17 protein-coding genes, 1 tRNA gene and 1 pseudogene are annotated in these 20,420 nt (G+C 73.8%); 8 read left to right on the forward strand and 11 right to left on the reverse strand.

Features of this window, described 5'->3' with window-relative positions; translation table 11 throughout:
- Window positions 1-25 precede the first annotated feature (25 nt).
- A complete protein-coding gene (locus tag MM438_RS05500; RefSeq protein ID WP_241451516.1) occupies window positions 26-871 on the forward strand; it encodes a PAC2 family protein in 846 nt (281 codons plus the stop codon).
- 40 nt (window positions 872-911) lie between these two features.
- Here MM438_RS05500 and mshC read toward each other — a convergent pair whose 3' ends face one another.
- From mshC to MM438_RS05520, 4 genes are all read right to left on the reverse strand, one after another.
- Window positions 912-2,168, reverse strand: a complete 1,257-nt coding sequence (gene mshC, locus MM438_RS05505) for a cysteine--1-D-myo-inosityl 2-amino-2-deoxy-alpha-D-glucopyranoside ligase (RefSeq protein WP_241451517.1) — start codon at window positions 2,166-2,168, stop codon at window positions 912-914.
- Between the two features lie 74 nt (window positions 2,169-2,242).
- The gene (locus MM438_RS05510) at window positions 2,243-3,196 is read right to left on the reverse strand and encodes an SCO1664 family protein (protein ID WP_241451518.1); all 954 of its coding nucleotides are present in this window, start codon (window positions 3,194-3,196) and stop codon (window positions 2,243-2,245) included.
- Window position 3,197: 1 nt separating this feature from the next.
- Window positions 3,198-3,788: a DUF3090 domain-containing protein gene (locus MM438_RS05515; RefSeq protein ID WP_338155506.1), complete on the reverse strand. Its 591-nt coding sequence runs from the start codon at window positions 3,786-3,788 to the stop codon at window positions 3,198-3,200.
- Between the two features lie 10 nt (window positions 3,789-3,798).
- Window positions 3,799-4,557 carry an MSMEG_4193 family putative phosphomutase gene (locus MM438_RS05520; protein WP_241451520.1) on the reverse strand — a complete coding sequence of 253 codons (759 nt, stop codon included), beginning with the start codon at window positions 4,555-4,557 and terminating at the stop codon, window positions 3,799-3,801.
- A gap of 57 nt (window positions 4,558-4,614) precedes the next feature.
- Between MM438_RS05520 and MM438_RS05525 the strand changes: the two genes are divergently transcribed.
- The gene (locus MM438_RS05525; protein ID WP_241451521.1) at window positions 4,615-5,619 is read left to right on the forward strand and encodes a magnesium and cobalt transport protein CorA; all 1,005 of its coding nucleotides are present in this window, start codon (window positions 4,615-4,617) and stop codon (window positions 5,617-5,619) included.
- A gap of 102 nt (window positions 5,620-5,721) precedes the next feature.
- Here MM438_RS05525 and MM438_RS05530 read toward each other — a convergent pair whose 3' ends face one another.
- A complete protein-coding gene (locus MM438_RS05530) occupies window positions 5,722-6,579 on the reverse strand; it encodes an undecaprenyl-diphosphate phosphatase (RefSeq protein ID WP_241451522.1) in 858 nt (285 codons plus the stop codon).
- Between the two features lie 150 nt (window positions 6,580-6,729).
- Entirely contained in the window at window positions 6,730-7,068 is a 339-nt protein-coding gene (locus tag MM438_RS05535; RefSeq protein WP_241451523.1) for a hypothetical protein, read from the reverse strand.
- 94 nt (window positions 7,069-7,162) lie between these two features.
- Here MM438_RS05535 and MM438_RS05540 point away from each other — a divergent pair, with 94 nt between their 5' ends.
- Window positions 7,163-7,348, forward strand: a complete 186-nt coding sequence (locus tag MM438_RS05540; RefSeq protein WP_241451524.1) for a DUF5703 family protein — start codon at window positions 7,163-7,165, stop codon at window positions 7,346-7,348.
- Between the two features lie 27 nt (window positions 7,349-7,375).
- Here MM438_RS05540 and MM438_RS05545 read toward each other — a convergent pair.
- The 4 genes and pseudogenes from MM438_RS05545 to MM438_RS05560 form a co-directional block, all read right to left on the reverse strand.
- Window positions 7,376-8,712, reverse strand: a pseudogene (locus MM438_RS05545) (M20/M25/M40 family metallo-hydrolase).
- A 190-nt stretch (window positions 8,713-8,902) separates the two neighbouring features.
- A tRNA-Leu gene (locus tag MM438_RS05550) sits at window positions 8,903-8,987 on the reverse strand.
- A 280-nt stretch (window positions 8,988-9,267) separates the two neighbouring features.
- Window positions 9,268-10,842 carry a DEAD/DEAH box helicase gene (locus tag MM438_RS05555; RefSeq protein ID WP_420914030.1) on the reverse strand — a complete coding sequence of 525 codons (1,575 nt, stop codon included), beginning with the start codon at window positions 10,840-10,842 and terminating at the stop codon, window positions 9,268-9,270.
- 386 nt (window positions 10,843-11,228) lie between these two features.
- Window positions 11,229-11,552 carry a hypothetical protein gene (locus MM438_RS05560; protein WP_241451526.1) on the reverse strand — a complete coding sequence of 108 codons (324 nt, stop codon included), beginning with the start codon at window positions 11,550-11,552 and terminating at the stop codon, window positions 11,229-11,231.
- Between the two features lie 103 nt (window positions 11,553-11,655).
- Between MM438_RS05560 and MM438_RS05565 the strand changes: the two genes are divergently transcribed.
- From MM438_RS05565 to MM438_RS05585, 5 genes are read left to right on the forward strand one after another with little or no spacing between them, the layout of a single operon-like run.
- On the forward strand, window positions 11,656-12,063 hold the full coding sequence (locus MM438_RS05565) for a pyridoxamine 5'-phosphate oxidase family protein (protein ID WP_241451527.1): 408 nt from the start codon (window positions 11,656-11,658) through the stop codon (window positions 12,061-12,063).
- Window positions 12,064-12,123: 60 nt separating this feature from the next.
- On the forward strand, window positions 12,124-14,223 hold the full coding sequence (gene pta, locus MM438_RS05570) for a phosphate acetyltransferase (protein WP_241451528.1): 2,100 nt from the start codon (window positions 12,124-12,126) through the stop codon (window positions 14,221-14,223).
- 28 nt (window positions 14,224-14,251) lie between these two features.
- Window positions 14,252-15,478, forward strand: a complete 1,227-nt coding sequence (locus tag MM438_RS05575) for an acetate/propionate family kinase (protein WP_241451529.1) — start codon at window positions 14,252-14,254, stop codon at window positions 15,476-15,478.
- Between the two features lie 35 nt (window positions 15,479-15,513).
- Window positions 15,514-16,365, forward strand: coding sequence for a HipA family kinase (locus tag MM438_RS05580; protein ID WP_241451530.1), 852 nt, complete (start codon window positions 15,514-15,516; stop codon window positions 16,363-16,365).
- A complete protein-coding gene (locus tag MM438_RS05585) occupies window positions 16,362-16,790 on the forward strand; it encodes a DUF3037 domain-containing protein (RefSeq protein ID WP_241451531.1) in 429 nt (142 codons plus the stop codon). Before MM438_RS05580 ends, MM438_RS05585 begins: the two co-directional genes overlap by 4 nt.
- Before the next feature lie 19 nt (window positions 16,791-16,809).
- Here the strand turns inward: MM438_RS05585 and MM438_RS05590 are convergent, their stop codons facing one another.
- Window positions 16,810-20,418: an ATP-binding cassette domain-containing protein gene (locus MM438_RS05590; protein WP_241451532.1), complete on the reverse strand. Its 3,609-nt coding sequence runs from the start codon at window positions 20,416-20,418 to the stop codon at window positions 16,810-16,812.
- Window positions 20,419-20,420 lie beyond the last annotated feature (2 nt).

Here is a 20,420-nt window from a genome sequence, read left to right on the forward strand (position 1 = left end):
TCCCCGATCTGTCCAGGAGTCCGCCGTGATCCAGCTCGACGACCTGCCCGAGCTCCAGCGACCGGTGATGATCGCGGCCTTCGAGGGGTGGAACGACGCCGGCGAGGCGGCCAGCGCCGTGATCGCCCACCTGATCGAGGTCTGGGGCGCGCAGCCCGTCGCCGCGATCGACCCCGAGGAGTTCTACGACTTCCAGGTCACCCGGCCGCGGATCGTCCATGAGGCGGGCGAGCGCATGGTCACCTGGCCGACCACCCGGATCCTGCACGCGTCCTTGACCGGGGAGGACCGGGACGTGCTCGTCGTCGAGGGGATCGAGCCGTCGGTGCGGTGGCGGGGCTTCACCGAGCAGCTGCTCGACCTGGCCGAGCAGGCCGGCGTGGAGCTGCTCATCACGCTGGGGTCCTACCTCGCGCCGGTGCCGCACACCCGGCCGATCCAGACCGACGTGACCAGCGAGTCCCAGGAGATGACGCACCGCTTCGACCTGTCGGCCTCGAGCTACGAGGGACCGACGGGGATCACGGGGGTGATCAACCTGGCGGCCGAGCAGGTCGGGCTGCCTGCGGTGAGCGCCTGGGCCGGCATCCCGCACTACGCCGGGTCGGTGCCCTCCCCCAAGGCCTCGCTGGCGCTGCTGGACCGGCTGGAGGAGCTGCTCGACATCACCATCCCCCGGGGCGAGTTCGTCGAGGATGCCGCGGCCTGGCAGCGCGGCGTGGACGAGCTGGCTGCGGGTGATCCCGACGTGGCGGAGTACGTCGCCTCCCTGGAGTCCGCGCAGGACACCGCCGAGCTGCCCGAGGCGTCGGGCGAGGCGATCGCCCGCGAGTTCGAGAAGTTCCTGCGGCGGCGCGGCGACACCGACTGAGCCCGCGTCGGCGCCCTGCCCTCGCGGCCGGGGGCGACGATCAGAGCCGTATGCCGAGGAGGGCGTCGAGCGCGTCGCCCACCGTCTCGCCCTGGCCGGCGTGCGCCCCCGCGGCCGCGCACCAGGCGTCGACGGCGGCCAGCGCGGCCGGGGTGTCCAGGTCCTGGCACAGCGCGGCGCGGACCTGCCCGACCACCTCGTCCGCGGGCGGGGTGGTCTCCCGGGCGACGCCTGCGCGCCAGCGGGTCAGCCGCTCCTGGGCCCGCGCGAGCAGCGCGTCGGTCCAGGACCACTCGGTGCGGTAGTGCTGGTCGAGGAGCACCAGCCGCACGGCCATCGGGTCGACGCCCTGCTCGCGCAGCCGGGAGACGAGCACCAGGTTGCCCTTGGACTTGCTCATCTTCTCCCCGTCCAGGCCCACCATGGCCTGGTGCAGGTAGGCGCTCGCGAACGCCGGCTCCCCGGTCAGCCCCACGGCCTGGACGGCCGACATCTCGTGGTGCGGGAAGACCAGGTCGGTGCCGCCGCCCTGCACGTCGAAGCCCATGCCCAGGGTGCCCAGCGCGATGGTGGTGCACTCGATGTGCCAGCCGGGTCGGCCGCACCCGAGCTCGCCGCCCTGCCAGGCGGGCTCGCCGCGTCGCTCGGCGCGCCACAGGAGCGGGTCGAGGGCGTCGCGCTTGCCGGGGCGGTCCGGGTCGCCGCCGCGGTCGGCGAAGACCTCGAGCATCTGCTCGCGGGTCCAGCCGGAGACCTCTCCGAAGCTCGCCTGGCGGGACAGGTCCAGGTAGTAGTCCCGGGCGCCGTCGGCGACGAGCCCTGCGTCGGGGCCGGTGATCTCGACGGGGTACGCCGCGCCGGCGCGGACCAGCTGCTGGACCTGGTCGGCGACCCGGTCCACGGACTCGACCACCCCGACGTAGTCGGTGGGCGGGAGCACCCGCAGCGCGGTCATGTCGTCGCGGAAGAGCTGGATCTCCTTGGTGGCCAGGGCGGTCCAGTCGACGCCGTCGCGTGCCGCCCGCTCGAGCAGGGGGTCGTCGACGTCGGTGATGTTCTGGGTGTAGGCGACCTCGTGCCCGGCCTGTCGCAGCGCGCGGCCGAGCAGGTCGAAGGTGACGTAGGTGGCCGCGTGCCCCATGTGGGTCGCGTCGTACGGCGTGATCCCGCAGCAGTAGATCCGTGCGGTCGGGCCGGGCGTCAGCGCCACGACCTCGCCTCGGGCGGTGTCGTGGATCCGGACGGGCAGCGGGGTGCCGGGGACGGTGGGGACGGCGGGGGCGGGCCAGGACTTCACGCGCGCAGCCTAGCCGTCACCGGCGACACCGGTCGGTCACGGTGCGTCGTCGCGCGGGTCGACGGGCCCCGGGCTCACAGCGGCGGCCAGGGGATCGGGTAGTGCCCGGGCGCGGGCTGCGGGTAGGTGCCCGTGGCCAGCAGCCCCGCCACCCGCGCGCGCAAGGCGTCAACCTCCCGGCCGCTGAGCAGCTCCACCAGCCCGCGCTGCGGCCCCTGCCCCGCCAGCAGCGCCGACGCGGGGTCGTCGAGCAGGGACGCCAGCAGCGACAGCCGCTCCAGCTCGGCGTGGGGCAGCGGGTCCCCGACCCAGCCCCACAGGACGGTGCGCAGCTTGGCCTCGTCGTGCAGCGTCAGCCCGTGGTCGATGCCCCACGCCCGACCGGCGGGGTCGACCAGGACGTGGGATCCCTTGCGGTCGGCGTTGTTGACCACGCAGTCGTATGCCGAGAAGCGCCGGGCGACCTCGTCGCCCGCGTGCACGACCACCACGTCCTCGCCCTCGGGCGTCTCGCCCGCGAAGACCGGCAGCCAGCCCTCGGGCACCTGCTCGGGGACCACCACGTCCACGAGGGTGGGGGCGTCCTCGTCGTGGTCCACCCACAGCTGCACCGAGCCCGGGCCGAGGGGGCCCTCGCGCAGCACGGTGGGCGGCACCACGTGCCACCCGCCCTCGTGGGACACGACGAACGCCGCGACCTCGCGCTGGGCGAGCGTGGCCGGCGGGAAGTCCCGCAGCGGCCGCTCCCCGCGGGTGGGCTTGTAGACCACCCGCCAGGCGTCCTCGCCGTCGGGGTCGCCCAGCAGCCCCAGGAAGACACCGTTGGACGCCTCGAGCATCTGCCCCACGAGGGTGAGCTCGTCGCGGGCCAGGCGGTCGAGGATCGCGGCGACGGCGTCGCGGTCGGTGGGGTCGACGAGCGGGTTGGGGCGGGCGAGCACGGCCTGGACCGCGGCCAGCTCACCCTCCGGGCTCTCCTCGGCGAGCGACTCCCGCCCCGGCCGCTCCTGCTCGTGCGGATCGGTCACGTCAGCGTCGGTAGCCGTTGGCGCGCGGGCAGATGTGGCCCTCGGGGTCCAGCGGCTCGCCGCAGAAGGGGCAGGGTGCCCGCCCGGCCGCGACCAGCGCCAGCGACCGCCGGGCGAAGGCCCGCGCCTGGGCCGGGGAGAGCACGACCCGCACCACCGTGGTGGGGGGCGTGGCCTGCTGCTCGGTCAGGCCCGTCGCGGCGCGGGCGTCGTCGCGGGCGGCCTCCTCCAGCGGGTCGTCGCCGTCCACGTCCAGGTCGCCGTCGGCGCAGTCGATCACCACGACCCCGCGCACCGGCTCGTAGGCCAGACCCAGGCTCTGGATCCGGAACTCGTCCTCGATGGGCGTCCCGAGCGGGTCGTTGTCCTGCAGCAGGCTCGCCGCGGCCTCCGATCCCTCGATGGGGGCATACATGTCGATCAGGTCGTTGCACCGGTCGGCGAGGACCTGCACCTGCTGCTTCTCCAGGGACATGCTCGTGAGCCGACCGCGGCCGGCGGCCTGCAGGAAGAAGGTGCGTTGACCGGGGGGTCCGACGGTCCCGGCGACGAAGCGCTCCGGCGGGTCGAAGACGTGCTGCGGCGTGACCATGCTCATGACCCTAGGCCGTCCCGCCGCCGACGACGGCGTCACCGGACGGTGCGTCGGTCTCGCGCGAGCCCCCGGCCGCCGGTGCCAGCGAGGCCAGGTCCGCGCCGGTGTCGTTGACCCGCACCAGGAACGGCCGGGTCGCGGTGTAGCGCAGCACAGACACCGAGGCCGGGCCGGCCACGATCCGCTGGAAGTGGTCCAGGTGGGTGCCGGCCGCGTCGGCGAGGACCGCCTTGATCGGGTCGCCGTGGCTCACCGCGACCCACAGGGCCTCGGGGCCGTGCTCGGACCCGACGAGCCGGTCCAGGTCGCGCACGGCGGCGACGACGCGGTGCGCCATGTCCGCGATCGACTCGGCGGGGAAGGGCGCACCGGCCACGGCGTCCTCCCCGCCCGCGCCACGCTCGTCCTGCGGGAACCGCGCCCGCGAGGGATGGTCCTGCACGGTCCGCCACAGCTCCTCCCCCGCCAGCTCGGCCAGCGGGCGGCCCGTCCAGGCGCCATACCGGCACTCGCCGAGGTCGTCGGTGGTCACCCGTCGCACCCCGGACCACCCGGCCGCGGCGGACAGCTCGTCAGCGGTCTCCTGGCAGCGCTGCAGCGGGCTCACCGCGACGAGGGCCACCGGCAGCCCGGCGAGGCGCTCGCCCAGGGCACGCGCCTGGGCGACGCCGACCTCGTCGAGACCGACCCCGGGGGTCCAGCCCGCGAGGGTCCCGGAGGCGTTGGCGGCGGTGCGTCCGTGACGGACGAGCAGGAGCGTGGGCACCTCACCACTGTGCCACGAGGTCACCCCGCAGGCCCCTGACGCGTACCCTCGGGGCTTGTGATCGTCGACCAGGCCCTGTATCGCCAAGGCCGCCGCCAGCCGTGCGGCGACCTCTCCGAGGAGCTGTCGGCGCTGCGCGACCGCCAGGACGACGGCTTCCTGTGGATCGGGCTCAAGGACCCGACCGACGAGGAGTTCGCGCTGGTCAACGAGGAGCTGGGACTGCACCCCCTCGCCGTGGAGGACGCGCTGACCGGCGAGCAGCGGGCCAAGCTCGACATCTACGACGACACGCTGTTCATGGTGGTCAAGACGCTGCGCTACGTTGAGCGCACCAGCGACGTGGAGACCGGCGAGGTCATGCTCTTCGCCGGCGACCGTTTCGTCCTCACCGTCCGCAACGGCGAGGCCAATCCCCTGGCCGGCGTCCGCGCCCGCCTGGAGCTCGCCCCCGAGCAGCTCGTCCACGGCCCCGCCGCGGTGATCTACAGCGTCCTGGACTCGATCGTGGACAACTACGTGCTCATCGACACCGAGCTGCAGGAGGACCTGGACCGCATCGAGCGCAACGTCTTCGGCGGCGCCCAGGGCGACTTCGCCTCGGAGATCTACGAGCTCAAGCGTGAGGTGTTGGAGTTCAAGCGCGCGTCGGTGCCGCTCGCCGAGCCGGTGCGCCGCCTGGCCAAGGACCGCTCGGTGCCGGTGGTGCACAAGCCCGCCCGTCCCTTCTTCGGCGACGTCCTGGACCACCTGCTGCGCGTCAACGACCACGTCGAGTCCTACGACCGGCTGCTCACCGACGTGCTCAACGCCCACCTCGCCCAGATCGGCGTCCGGCAGAACGAGGACATGCGCAAGATCTCCGCGTGGGCGGCGATGGGCGTGTGGCCCACCATGATCGCGGGCATCTACGGCCAGAACTTCCGGTTCATGCCCGAGCTGGAGGCCAGCGTCACCGTCGGCGGCACCGAGGTCTACTGGGGCTACTGGTACGCCCTCGCCCTGATGGCTGGCGGCAGCGGCTACCTCTACCGCCTGTTCAAGCGCTCCGGCTGGCTCTGAGCGGGCGTCGGCACTCTCCCATATGCCGCAGAGCCGGCACCTTCGCGCAGAAGGTGCCGGCTCTGCGGCATACGGGACGGTCGTCGCGGACCCGCCGCAGGATCAGGTGGCGGACATCATCCCGGTGCCCAGGGCGACCAGCACCGCCGCGCCGACCAGGACGCGCCACCCGATGAAGAAGGACAGCGAGTTGTTGCGGACGAAGCGCAGCAACCACGCGATCGAGGCGTAGGCGACCACGAAGGACACGAAGGTGCCGACCACCAGCTGGCCCACCCCCACGACCGAGGTGTCCACGTCCTTCATCTCGTAGAGCCCGGCGCCCACCAGGGCCGGGATCGCCATGAAGAAGGACAGCTCGGTGGCGGTCACCCGGTCCAGGCCCCGGAACAGACCGGCCGCGATGGTCGAGCCGGACCGGGACACGCCGGGCACCAGCGAGCAGCACTGCATCAGGCCGATGAACAGGCCGTCCTTGACGGTCACCGCAGGGCGCTCCGGACGGTGGCGGGCCCCCGCGTGCAGCCGCGCGTAGTAGCGCTCCGCCGCCCAGATGACCACGGACCACAGGATCAGCGCCGCGCCGACCACCCACAGGGAGCGCAGCGGGCCCTTGATCAGCGACTTGAACGCCAGCGCCGCCACGACCACGGGGATCGACCCCACGATGACCGCCCAGGCCAGGGAGTACTCCTCGCGGTCCCGCTTCGAGGCGTCCCTGAGCCCGCCGACCCAGGCGAGGAACATCCCCTTGATCTTGCCCCAGAAGTAGATCAGGGTCGCGAGGATCGCCCCGAGCTGGATCACCGCCGTGAAGGACGTGATCGCCGGATCGTTGACCTGCAGGCCCAGCAGCTTCTCGGCGATGGTCAGGTGACCCGTCGAGGAGACCGGGAGGTACTCGGTGACTCCCTCGACGATGCCGAGGATGATCGAGTCGAGATAGCTCAGGGAAGACACGAGGATCGCTTTCGTGGGGGGACGGCGGGGGTTGGCCGTGCCCCATTGTGCTGCATGCGCTCTGTGCCCGTGCTGAACCCCCAGGAGGCCGGGTCCCGTCCTGGGACCCGGCCTCCTGGTGCGCGTCGTGTGCTCGGCCCCGCCTCGGCGTCAGTGCCGTCGGCGGCGGCCCGGAGCGGCGCCGTCACCGACGAGGCGCGTCGTCCTCGTCGTCGTCCTCGTCGTACTCCTCGTCGTCGAGCCCGACGTAACGGCCGTCCTCGTCGTCGTAGTCGTCGTCGTCCTCGTCCTCGGTGTAGATCCCGAGGGGGTCACCTCGCCGAAGGCATCGTCGATGGCCTCGTCGTAGACCTCGAACGCGTCGGCCAGCTCCTGGTAGGCGCTGACGACGGCTGGGTCGTCATCACCGCGGCGCGAGGCAGCAGCCTCGAAGTGACGCTCGATCGCGGCGATGAAGGTGGCCAGGGCGGCGCGCGGGTCGGTGCTCATGACACAGACGTTACCGCGTCTGCGCGGACACTGGCCATGGTGATCCCCGATTGTCGGGCAGGGTGGGCCCGACCCCGCGCACGGAGGAGTCCCCATGGCCGAGTACGAGTACCGCACCTTGACCTTCGCCCGCGACGCGTCCCGCGGCGACATCCGCAAGGCGCTCGCCGACGCGGCCGAGTACGGCCACTGGGAGCTGACCCTGATGGCGATCTACTGGGGCGGCGCGCGGCGGGCCGAGGTGCGCCGCCGGGTGGTCCGGGTGGAGCGCACCGCCTGACCTGCCGGGGATCCCGCCCGGTGGGCCTCAGCAGGTCGCGAGCAGCCGCTGCAGCACCCGCGTGCCGAAGTGCAGCGAGTCCACCGGGATCCGCTCGTCGATCCCGTGGAACATCCCCACGAAGTCCAGCTCCGCGGGCAGCCGCAGCGGCGCGAAGCCGTAGCCCGTGATCCCGAGCAGCGACAGCGCCTTGTTGTCCGTGCCGCCGGACAGGCAGTACGGCAGCAGCAGCGAGCCCGGGTCCTCGGCCTGCAGGGCGTCGCGCATCCGGTCGACCAGCCGCCCCTCGAAGGGCGCCTCCAGCGCCACGTCCCGGTGGTGGACGCTCACCTCGACGTGCTCGCCCGCCAGCGCGCGGATCGTCGCCATGAGCTCCTCCTCGTGGCCGGGCAGGAAGCGGCAGTCCAGGCAGGCCGAGGCGGTCTGCGGGATGACGTTGTGCTTGTAGCCGCTGTCGAGCATCGTGAAGTTGCTCGTGTCCTGCAGCGTGCCCAGCACGAAGCCGCGGGCGCCGCCGATGTGCTCGAGCAGGGCGGCGGCGTCCTCGTCGGTGTAGCCCGTGCCCGTGGTCGCCGAGAGGCCGTCCAGCAGCGCGCGGACGCTCGCGACGTAGGTGCGGGGCCACGTGTGGGCGTCGATCCGCTCGATGGCGCGGGCGAGGCGGACGACGGCGTTCTCGTCGTTGGGGACGGACCCGTGACCGGCCCGGCCGTGGGCGGTCAGGCGAAGCCAGGCGATGCCCTTCTCGGCCGTCTGCAGCAGGTAGGCGCGGACCTGCTCGCCGGTGTCCTTGCGGGGGATCGTCACCGAGTAGCCGCCGACCTCGGAGATCGCCTCGGTCGCGCCCTCGAAGAGCTCCGGGTGGTGGTCGACCATCCAGTGCGAGCCCTTGGTGCCGCCCGCCTCCTCGTCGGCGAAGAACGCGAACACCAGGTCCCGCGGCGGCGTCGTCCCGGTCCGGGCCAGGTGGCGCAGGGTGGCCAGGATCATGGCGTCCATGTCCTTCATGTCCACCGCGCCGCGACCCCAGATGCAGCCGTCGCGCACCTCCGCGGAGAAGGGATCCACCGACCAGTCGGCGGCATCGGCAGGCACCACGTCGGTGTGGCCGTGCACCACCAGCGCCGGCCGGTTCGGGTCCGCGCCCTCGAGCCGGACCACGACGTTGCCGCGCCGGTCCTCGGACTCGGCGTAGAAGGGATCCAGACCCACCTCGGTCAGCAGCCCCATGACGTGCTCGGCGGCCTCCCGCTCCCCGGCCCCGACCCGTCGCCGTAGTTGCTGGAGTCGATGCGGATCAGGTCGCGGCAGATCTGCTCGACCTCGTCGACGGGATCGATCGCGGGGGCACTGTGGTCGGTCATGGCTCGACCCTAGCCAGGGAGGCGGCCGTATGCCGGGGCGCGCACCTCGTCGTCGTGTCCCTCGGTCCGTCGGCGGCGACGCAGGTGGGGGACACCGCACGCCATGGGGGACGTCGCCGGTCCGGGACCGACCTGCCCCGGGGCACGACAAAGGCCCCGAGTAGTGATGACTCAGGGCCTCTGCGACGTGTGTCCGAGGGGGGACTTGAACCCCCACGTCCGATAAAGGACACTAGCACCTCAAGCTAGCGCGTCTGCCATTCCGCCACCCGGACAGGGTGCGTGCTCGGGATCACCGGGCAACGACGTGAAACTCTAGCAGCCCTCCCCCGCTTTGCCGAATTCGTCGGCCCGGCGTGGCCGGGGGCCGTGGCGCCCTCACCGACCGACGTCCCTGGCGGCAGTCCGACGCGCATCGGCGACGCCGCGGTCGGACGGACGCACCCAGGCGCCCCGACCACGCCCGGGTGGTGCGCCGGCTCGGGATGCGCACCGAGGAGGGGCCCGCGACATCGGTCGCGGACCCCTCCTCGTGAGGTGCCTGGTGAGCGGGGCTCAGCGGGAGCGGCGCCCGGCCGAGGTGCCGCTGGAGAAGGCCGCCGCCCCACCGCTGCGACGCGGCTGGGCCGAGGACGTGGTGTGGACCGGGGTCGAGCCGCCGCGCGTCGTGGTGCTGCGGGACGCGGACGTGCCGCGACCGGAGCCGGCCCGGCCGGCCCCGCCGTTCGGCGCGCCGGCCCCGCGCTGCTGCTCACCGCGCCGTCGCCCGCCACCGGCGGAGCGCCCCTGCCCGGAGCCGGCGCCGGAGTCGGCGCCGGTCCGCTGACCGCCGCCGGCGCGGGGGCCTGCGGTCGAGCGGGAGCCGTTCGAGCGGCCGGCCGCACCACCGCGACCGCGACCGGAGCCGCCTCGCTGCTCGGGCGCCTCGACGGCGGCGTTGGTGGGGGCGGCGAAGGACCGCTCCCCCGGGACCAGGTCGCGCAGCAGCTCGTGCTGGGGGTGGACCCGCGTCGTCGTGGGACGGATCCCGGCCGCCTTGGTCAGGGCGCGGACGTCGTGCACCTGGTCGTCCAGCATCATCGTCACGACCGTGCCGGCGGAGCCGGCCCGGGCGGTGCGGCCGGAACGGTGCAGGTAGGCCTTGTGCTCCACCGGCGGGTCGGCGTGGATGACCAGGGCGACGTCGTCGACGTGGATGCCGCGCGCCGCGATGTCCGTCGCCACCAGGGTCTGGACCGTGCCGTCGTGGAAGGCGTCGAGGTTGCGGGTGCGGGCGCCCTGACCGAGGTTGCCGTGCAGCTCGACGGCGGGGACCCCGGACCGGTTGAGCTGCTTGGCGAGCTTCTTGGCGCGGTACTTCGTGCGGGTGAAGACCACCGTGCGCCCCGGCCCGGTCAGGTCGACCAGCACGGGCAGGTGGTCGTCGGCGGTGACGTGCAGCACGTGGTGGTCCATCGCGGACACCGGCGACTGCGCGGAGTCGGCGTGGTGGGTCACCGGGTCGTGCAGGTAGCGCTTGGCGATCACGTCGACGCCGGCGTCCAGGGTGGCGGAGAAGAGCATCCGCTGACCCCGCTCGGGGGTCCGGTCCAGGATGCGGCGGACGGTGGGCAGGAAGCCCAGGTCGGCCATGTGGTCGGCCTCGTCGAGGACGGTGATCTCGACCGAGTCGAGGTCGACCAGGCCCTGCTGGGCGAGGTCCTGCAGGCGACCCGGGCAGGCGATGAGCAGGTCGACGCCGCGCTTGAGCGCCTGCACCTGCGGGCCCTGGCCGACCCCGCCGAAGACCGTCAGGGTGCGCAGGTCCAGCGCCTCGGCCAGGGGCGCCGCGGCGGTCTCGATCTGGGCGGCCAGCTCCCGGGTCGGGGCCAGCACCAGGGCGCGCGGGGCGCCGGGGCGGCGCCGGGTGCCGGAGGTCGACAGGCGGGTGAGGATCGGCAGGAGGAAGGCGTAGGTCTTGCCGGAGCCGGTGCGGCCCCGGCCCAGGACGTCGCGGCCGGAGAGCGAGTCGGGCAGCGTGGCGGCCTGGATGGGGGTGGGCTCGCTGATGCCCCGGTCCTGCAGGACGGCGGCGAGCGAGGTGGGCACGCCGAGGCGTGCGAAAGCGTTGGTGGACAAGCAGATCTCCATATGGCGGAACATGCGTCTCGCCGGGCACGCGCGACCGGTGCGGTCGCCGCGGCGCACCTGGTCCCCATGACGTGGGTCGGGGGACGAGACCGGGAGCGGACACCGGTCGTGACACCTGCGGCCCGAGGCAAGACTGGGCGGACCGCTGCCCTCACCCTACGTCATCGGGGGCGCCGCGGGGTGCACGACGACGGCGGACCTGGGCCTGCGGCGTGCGCTTCCCGGGGCGGGAGCGCAGGCAGGGTCCGTGCTGAGGCGCACCACGTGAGGGTCTTCGGCGGGGAGCGCGGGACGTGCACGGGGGCGGCGAGGGGTCGGCCGGCCGGGCCGCGTCGGCGGTGGTGTGGCGGGACGGTGCCGGCGCCATACCACCGCCGGATGTGCCGTCAGCCGCGCAGGTGCCGCACCACGCGGGAGCCCGCGAGGGCCCCGACGGCGAGGGTCGTGGCCAGGCACCCGATGGGCAGCGGCAGGCAGCAGCCGCCGACGGTCACCGTGGAGCCGCCGCGGGTGCGGGTGGTCCAGGAAGGGAAGGGGAACAGGCTGGGGCCGGGGCGGGGGCCGCCCACGGGGGCGCCCCAGCCCTGCCGGGGGCCGCCCTGGGGATGGGCGTCCTGGCCGCAGCCGCCCTGCGGGTAACCCTGCTCGGGCCCGCCCTGGGGGCGCTGGGGGTAGGAGGGAACGTCTCCGGGCTGCGAGTCGTGGCTCATGTGACTTTGCGTACCCACTTGGCTGCCGTGGGAGACGTCGGACCTCGCTCGGCGGGTCGACCCCCGTGTCGACAACCGCCGTGGCCGGGCGTTGGATGGGCCCATGAGCGATGTCAACGAACCCGTGAAGCAGATGACCGAGGACGAGTGCTGGGAGCGGTTGGAGTCGACGTCCTTCGCCCGCCTGGCCACCGCCGCGATGGGAGACGTCCAGATCACCCCCGTCAACTACGTCGTCCGGGACCGGCAGCTCGTCCTGCGCACCGCCGAGGGCGGCAAGCTCGCCTCCCTCGTCGTGCAGTCCCGGGTCGCGGTGGAGATCGACGAGATCGACGGCGACCACGCCTGGAGCGTCATCGGCAAGGGTGACGCCCACATGGTGCACCACGCCGACGAGGCCGACGCGCTCGACGACCTCGGCCTGCACCCGTGGGTGGACACCCGCAAGGAGGTCTTCGTCACGATCGACCTCGACGAGGTGACGGGGCGCGAGTTCGTCCTGTCCCGCTGAGGTCCTCCCGGAGGTCGACCCCCTCCCCGGAGGTCGCCGGGCCCCGGCTACCCTCGACGCGTGAAGACCTGTGTCTACGTCGCGTCCGCCGAGGGCCACAGCGGCAAGTCCGCCGTGGCCCTCGGGCTGCTCGAGTCCCTCACCAAGCGCTACGCGCGGGTCGGGGTCTATCGCCCGGTCACCGAGGGGGACCCGCAGGACGACGCGGTCCTCGCCACGGTCCTGTCCCGGGCCAGCGTGGAGCTCTCCCCCGCCGAGGCGACAGGGGTGTCCTACGACGACGTCCACCACGACGTGGACGGCTCCCTGGAGCGGATCGTCGAGCGCTTCCACGAGGTGCAGCGCCGCTGCGACGTGGTCCTGGTCCTCGGCTCGGACTTCACCGACGTCGCCAGCCCCACCGAGTTCTCCTTCAACGCGCGGGTCGCCGCCAACCTCGGAGCGCCGGTCCTGCTCGTGGTCGGTGCCCAGGGCCGCGAGTGCGTCGACGTGGCCACGGCCGTGGAGATCGGCCTCGGCGAGCTGCGCAGCAACGTCGCCACCCCCATCGCGGTCGTCGTCAACCGCGCGGACCCCGAGCGGGTGGCCGAGCTGCGGCGCGCGGTGGAGGCGACCGTGGACGGGCTTCCGACATACGTCGTCCCGGCCTCCCGGGTGCTGTCGGCCCCGACCGTGCGCGACCTGATGCGCGCCACCGACGGCGAGCTCGTCTCCGGGGACGAGGGGCTGCTGGACCGCGAGGCGCTGAGCTTCGTCACCGCCGCGATGACCATGCCCAACGTGCTGGACCGGCTGCTGGACGAGTCGCTGGTGCTGACCCCGGGCGACCGCGCCGACGTGGTCCTGGCCGTGCTGCTGGCCCACCAGTCGAGCACCTTCCCGAGCATCGCCGGCGTGATGCTCAACGGCGGCTTCGAGCTGCCCGACCAGGTGCGTCGTCTGATCGACGGCCTGGGCACGACGCTGCCGATCATCGCCACGCGCGGGGGCACCCACGACACGGTGATGGCGCTGTCGGGGGTGCGGGGGCGGATGACGCCGACCGCGACCCGCAAGATCCACGAGGCGGTGAGCCTGTTCGCCGAGCACGTCGACGACGAGTCGCTGCTCGCGCACCTCGCCGAGCCGCACCCGTCGATCATGACGCCGCTGATGTTCGAGCACCGGCTGCTGGAGCAGGCCAAGGCCGCCGACCGACACATCGTCCTGCCCGAGGGCACCGACGACCGCATCCTGCGCGCCGCGGAGATCCTGGTGCGCCGCCGGACCTGCCGCATCACGCTGCTGGGCACGGCCGAGGAGCTCGAGGCCCGGGCCCGCGAGATCGGCGTCGACCTGGCCGGAGTCCAGATGATCGACCCATGCGACCCCGAGCACGTCGAGCGCTTCGCGGCGCGGTATGCCGAGCTGCGGGCCCACAAGGGGATGACGCTGGAGCGCGCCCGCGAGGTGGTCGTCGACCCGTCGTACTTCGGGACGATGATGGTGCTCCTCGACGAGGCCGACGGCATGGTGTCCGGCGCCGTGAACACCACGGCGCACACCATCCGGCCCGCGCTGGAGGTCGTCAAGACCAACCCCGGTGTCTCCGTGGTGAGCTCGAGCTTCCTGATGTGCCTGCGCGACCACGTCACGGTGTACGGCGACTGTGCGGTCAACCCCGACCCGAACGCCGAGCAGCTGGCGGACATCGCGATCTCGTCGGCGCAGACGGCGGCGGCCTTCGGCATCGAGCCGCGCGTGGCGATGCTGTCCTACTCCACCGGCACGTCCGGGTCGGGCGCCGACGTGGACAAGGTGCGCGAGGCCACCGAGATCGTGCGTCGGCGGGCCCCCGAGCTCGCGGTCGAGGGACCGATCCAGTTCGACGCGGCCGTGGACCCGGCCGTGGGACAGAAGAAGGCCCCGGGCTCCCCCGTGGCCGGCCAGGCCACCGTCCTGATCTTCCCGGACCTCAACACCGGCAACAACACCTACAAGGCCGTGCAGCGCACCGCCGGGGCCGTGGCCGTCGGCCCGGTGCTGCAGGGCCTGCGCAAGCCCGTCAACGACCTGTCCCGCGGCGCCACGCTGCGCGACATCGTCAACACCGTGGCCATCACGGCGATCCAGTCCACGCTCGCGCCGGCGCCCGCGGCCCCGGCTCCCGAGCAGCCCTGACACCTCACCGCCCACGAAAGGTGCGCCCATGCCCTCCGTCCTCGTCCTCAACGCCGGCTCCTCGTCCCTGAAGTACCAGCTCGTCCAGGTCGGCACCCGCGAGGTGCTCGCCGTCGGACTGGTGGAGGCCATCGGCCTGGACTCGGCCAAGATCACCCACAAGGCCGCGGGCGACAAGGTCTCCCGCGACATCGAGTGCCCGGACCACAAGGCCGCCATCGCCGCGGTCGTGGGCCTGTTCGACACCGAGGGCCCCCGGCTGGCCGACAGCGACCTCGTCGCCGTCGGGCACCGGGTCGTCCACGGCGGCGAGAAGTTCTCCGGCGCGGTGCTCGTCACCGACGAGCTGCTGGCGACCCTCGACGAGCTCACCCCGCTCGCGCCGCTGCACAACCCCGCCAACCTGGTCATGCTGCGGGCGGCGCTGGAGATGTTCCCCGAGCTGCCGCAGGTCGGCGTCTTCGACACGGCCTTCCACCAGACCATGCCCGAGCACGCCTACACCTACGCCGTGCCCGCCGAGTGGCGCGAGAAGTACGGCGTGCGCCGGTACGGCTTCCACGGCACCTCGCACGCCTACGTGTCCCGCGAGGCCGCGGCGCTGCTGGGCAAGGAGCCGCAGGACGTCAACGTCATCGTCCTGCACCTGGGCAACGGCGCGTCCGCGACAGCCGTGCGCGGTGGCGTCTCGGTGGACACGTCCATGGGGCTCACGCCGCTGGAGGGCCTGGTCATGGGCACCCGCAGCGGTGACATCGACCCGGCCATCCCGATGCACGTCCACCGCCAGTCGGGGATGAGCTTCGAGGACATCGACACGATGCTCTACAAGAGGTCCGGGCTGCAGGGCCTGGCCGGGCGCAGCGACAGCCGCGACGTCGAGGAGGCCTGCGAGGCGGGCGACGAGGCGGCGCAGCTCGCGCAGGCCGTGATGGCCTACCGCCTGAAGAAGTACCTCGGTGCCTACGCCGCGGTCCTCGGTACCCTCGACGCCGTCGTCTTCACCGGCGGCATCGGCGAGAACTCCGCGCTCACCCGCCAGATGGCCACGGACGACCTCGGGATCCTCGGCATCGTCGTCGACCCCGAGCTGAACTCCGTGCGCTCCAAGGAGGCCCGCGACATCGCCACCCCCGAGTCGCGGGTGCGGGTCTTCGTCATCCCCACCGACGAGGAGGGCGAGATCGCCCGCCAGACCTACGAGGTGGCCCAGGCCGCCGGGCGCGTCCGCGCGGCCGACGCCCCGACGAGCTGACGACCCGGACGAGCCGGCGAGAGCCGCCCACGAGCATGCCGACCGCCCTCGCGCGGGTGACAGCGACGCGCTACGTCCTGCCCCTGCGCGAGGGCGGCTCGCTGCCCGGCCTCGTGGAGGCCGACGACGAGGGCACCTATGTCGTCAAGCTCACCGGCGCCGGCCAGGGCCCGCGGGTGCTCGCAGCCGAGGTGATCTGCTCGGCCCTCGCCCAGGTCCTCGACATCCCCACGCCCCGGCTCGTCGTCGTCGACCTGCCCGAGGCCATCGCGCGCTACGAGGCGGACGAGGAGGTCCAGGACCTGCTCACCGCCAGCCCCGGGCTCAACCTCGGCGTGGACTTCCTGCCCGGATCCTTCGGGTATGACGGGTCCGTGCCGCCCCCGCCCGAGCTCGCCGCCCGGATCCTGTGGCTGGACGCCCTGACCGTCGACGTGGACCGGACCTGGAGCAACCCCAACCTGCTCGTCTGGGGCGGCCGGGTCTGGGCGATCGACCACGGCGCCGCGCTCTACGTCCACCACGGCTGGGCGACCCGCGGGGTGGACGTCGAGCGGTTCGCCCGGCTCGGCTACGACGCCGACCGTCACATCCTGCGGCTGCCCGCGGGTGACCTGACCCGGGCGGACGCCTGGTGCGCGGCGCGCCTCACCCCCGAGATCCTCACCGCCGCGGCCGGGCTCGTGCCGGACCCCTGGTTGCCGGTGGTGGCCGACCAGGCCGGGCTGCGCACGCCGGACGAGGTGCGGGCGTCATACGTCCGGCTGCTGCAGGCCCGCCTGGACGCCCGCGGGAGCTGGCTGCCCGCCCCGCCCGGCGGTCCGCAGACCGAGGGGCCGGCCGACCTGGTCCGCTCGCTGGAGGCCCGCCGCCGGTGGACCCGATGACCGAGCACCGGCCCCGCACCAACATCACCCCCCGCGGCGTCCGCCCGGAGTGGCTCGGCTACCAGTGGCTCGTGCTGCGGTGCGTGCCGCGGGTCGACCGTGAGGAGTTCGTCAACGTGGGGGTCGTGCTCCACTGCCAGGACCTCGGCTACCTCGACGCCGCCACCCACGTGGACGAGACCCGGGTGCGGGCCCTGTCCCCCGACCTGGACCTGGACGTCCTGCGCTCGGCGCTCGCGACGGTGCAGGCGGTATGCCGCGGCGAGGCGGTCGCCGGGCTGGCCGAGGGCGCCCGGCCGTGGCGCAGGTTCGGGTGGCTGGAGGCGCCGCGATCGACGGTGATCCAGACCTCCCGCCCCCACGGCGGCGTCACCCGCGACCCCGCCGCCGAGCTGACCCGCCTGCTGGACCGCCTCGTCCGCTGACGAACCTACCGGCAGTAGGTCAGCCGGCGAGGTGGCCCCACCGGTCGGCCAGGTCCGCCCACGGCCCGACCGCGGCCACGCGCCCGTCCGCCACGACGACCACCCGGTCGGCCTGGGCCAGGGCGGACCGCTTGGAGGTCGCCCCGACCACGGTCATCGAGCGTTCCCGCAGCGCCCGCCACAGCTCGATCTCGGTGCGGGCGTCCAGGGCCGAGGAGACGTCGTCGGCCAGCAGCAGCTCGGCGTCCGTCGCCACGGCGCGGGCCAGCGCCAGCCGCTGGACCTGACCGCCGGACAGCCGCACCCCGCGGTGGCCGACGAGCGAGTGGGGCCCGCCCGCCTGGTCGACGTCCGGCTCGAGACGCGCCACGTCGACCGGGCTGTCGAAGGCCCGGTCGTGGCCCAGCCGGACGTTGTCGTCGAAGGTGCCCGACAGGACACGCGGCACCTGGCCCACGTAGGCCACCTGACCGGGCCGCAGGAACAGCTCGGGGTCGGTGACCTCACGCCCGTTCCAGGTCAGCGAGCCGCGGTGGTGCGTGAGGCCGGCCATCGCGCGGAGCAGGCTGGACTTGCCCGCCCCGACCTGACCGACGAGCAGGACCAGCTCACCACGGTGTATGTCGAGGTCCACGTGCTCGACGCCGAGGGTGCCGTCCTCGTGGACCGCCGAGAGGTCCCGCAGGCGCAGCTCGTCCAGGGGCACCCGCGGCATCGGCTCCGGCTCGGGGGCCTCGCCCGCGACGAGGTCCACGCCCTCCGGCAGGGTCATCAGGTCGGTGCCGCCCGCCATCCGGCTGGTGGCGACCTGCCAGGCCCGGGTGCCCGGCGCCTCGGTCACCACGGCTCCCGCGACCCGCCCGAACCAGTCGAAGCCGTTGACCGCGCTCACGACCAGCAGGGCCGTGGCCAGGCCCCACCGACCGGTGAGGACGCCGACCCACGCGACGACGGCGCCGACCTGCACCATGACCGTCGGGACCCCCTCGAGGAGCGCCTGGACCCGGTGCTCGCGCACCGCGGCGTCCACGCGGCCCGCGTCGACCCGCTGCAGGTGGCGGCGCACCTCGTCCATCCGGCCGGCGAGCTTGACGGTGCGGGCGCACTCCAGGACCGAGACCAGGACCCGGCCGAAGCTCGCGCGGGTCGCCGAGGCCGTGGCGGCCGAGCGTCCCGCGACCGAACGGCCCGCGGCCGAAGCCGTCGCCGAGGCCACCATGACCACGAGCAGCACCAGGCCGGCCAGCCAGGTGCCCGCCGCCGCGGCCGTGACCAGGCAGATGACCAGGCCGTTGACGAAGTCCACCCAGCGGTCGGCATATCGCGCATAGCGATCGGAGTCCATGGCCCGGGCCACGACCTCGCCGGCCGGGGTCCGCACCAGGCGCCGCTGACCGGTCTGCCCCACGAGCACGGCCATCCGGATCCGCAGCAGCACCTCCACCCACCAGCGGGGATAGCGCCCCACCGCCACGGACAAGGCCATCGGCCCGAGGAGGACCACGACGACCACGAGCGCCACCCAGGGCCAGGGGGTGGTCCCGCGCTGCAGAGCCTCCACCGTGCGCCCCCACGCGAAGCCCGTCAGCCCGCCCATCGCCCCGCCGAGCGAGTGCAGCAGGAACAGACCCACGGCGAGCAGACCCCAGGCGGGGCGGACCGTGATCGCGCTGAGGATCCCCTTGGCCAGGGAGGGGCCGTCGCCCGGGTCGAGAGCCTGCGGGGGCTCACCGCGTCGCCGGACAGCACCGAGGGCGGTGGCGCCCGAGGTCGGGGCGTCGGAGGCCGAGCCGCCGGCGGTCGTGGTCGCCGCCACCTCGCACGCGGGCGTCACGTCGCCCGCCGCAGCGGCCGCGTCCCGGAGCGCCGGCCCCGCAGGCGAGGCCGCGTCCTCCGGCAGCGCGCCCACCTCGGCGTCCTGCTCGGTCTCGTGGGCGGCCTCGAGCAGCGAGCGGAAGGGGCCCGGCTCGACCGCGAGCACCGCGCGCTCGCCCGCCTGCACGACCCGGCCGTCGGCGAGCACCGCCACGAGGTCGGCCCGGGCGATGGTGGACAGGCGATGCGCGATGAGGATGCCGGTGCGGCCCTGCAGCAGGCGCTCGGACGCGGCGACCACCCTCGCCTCGGTGAGCGGGTCCATCCTCGCCGTGGCCTCGTCGAGCACCACGACCTGCACCTCGCGCAGCAGCAGCCGCGCGAAGGCCAGCAGCTGCTCCTCCCCCGCCGACAGCACCGTGCCACCCGGGCCGAGCAGCGTGTCCATGCCCTGGTCGAGGCCCGCGACCCAGTCGCCCAGCCCCAGCTCGGTGATCACGGCCTCGACCCGGTCCCGCGGGACGTCGGCGAAGAGGGTGATGTTGTCGGCGAGCGATCCGGCGAGGATCTCGGTGCGCTGGGTGACCACCCCGACGGTGCGGCGCAGCCCCTGCAGGTCGAGCCCGGTCAGGTCCAGGCCGCCGAGGAAGACCTCCCCGGGGCGCGGCTCCGCGGCCCGGGAGACCAGGGAGGCCAGGGTCGACTTGCCGGAGCCGGTGCGGCCCACCAGCGCCAGGGTCTGCCCCGCGGGCACCGTCAGGTCCACGTCTCGCAGGGCGAACGCTCCCTCGGCATACGCGAAGCTCGCACGGCGGAACTCCAGGGACACCGGGCCCTCGGGCAGGCTGCCGCCCCCGACCGGCTCCGGCTCGACCGCCATCATCTGGCGCAGCCGCAGCACGGCGCCCAGGCCTGCCTGCAGGTCGGGCAGCTGGTCGGCGACCCGCCCGATGTAGCCCACGAAGGTCGCGGTGATCATGAACAGGGTGACCAGCTGGGCGATCGACAGCCGGTGGGCGGACACCAGCAGGACGCCGGCCACGGCCACCGCGGCCAGCAGCGTGTGCAGGATGACCCCGGTGCGCAGGGTGACGGCCCGCTCCAGCACGAGGACCTCGTGGAACCTGCGGTGCACCTCGGCGGAGAGCCCGGCCAGGCGGCGGACGGCGAACGGCTGACCCAGGCTGGTCCGCAGGTCGTCCTGACCGGCGATCCCCTCCTCGAGCATGGCGGCGTGGTCGGTCCAGGCGGCCTCCTCGACGACCTTGCGTCGGGCGATCTCGCCGAGCAGCCCGCGCACCGACAGCACCGCGGCCCCGGCGAACACCGGGAACATGAGCACCGCCGGCCACCAGGTGAAGCCGGCGACCAGCAGCATCGGCAGGAGCGACACCAGGGCGCGGATCATGGTCCACGCCTGCAGCCGCACCAGGGAGCCGACCTCGCGGGTGTCGTCGTCGACCCGGTCGAGTATCTCCCCGACGGCCTGCTCGGACAGCACGGGCAGCGGCTGGCCGAGCGCGGCGTCCAGCAGGTCCTCCCGCAGCCGGCCCTCGGCGCGGTCCACGGCCCCGGCCCACCACCAGCGCCCCACCGTGTCCAGGGCCGCGCCGCCGATCACGCAGGACGCCAGCAGGGCCACCAGGTGCCAGGAGGGCCCGTCGGCCAGTCGTCCCGCGACCACGGTCCCCAGGGTCGTGCCGACCGCCCCGAGGGCCAGCGCGACGAGGGCCGCGAGCGCCGTGCGCCCGCGCAGCCGGTGCCAGGTGATGGTGCGTCGGGCGGAGGCTGCGGTCTGGGAGGGCACGGTCACGA

Origin of the sequence: Arsenicicoccus dermatophilus, from assembly GCF_022568795.1 — a bacterium.
Taxonomy (GTDB): domain Bacteria; phylum Actinomycetota; class Actinomycetes; order Actinomycetales; family Dermatophilaceae; genus Arsenicicoccus; species Arsenicicoccus dermatophilus.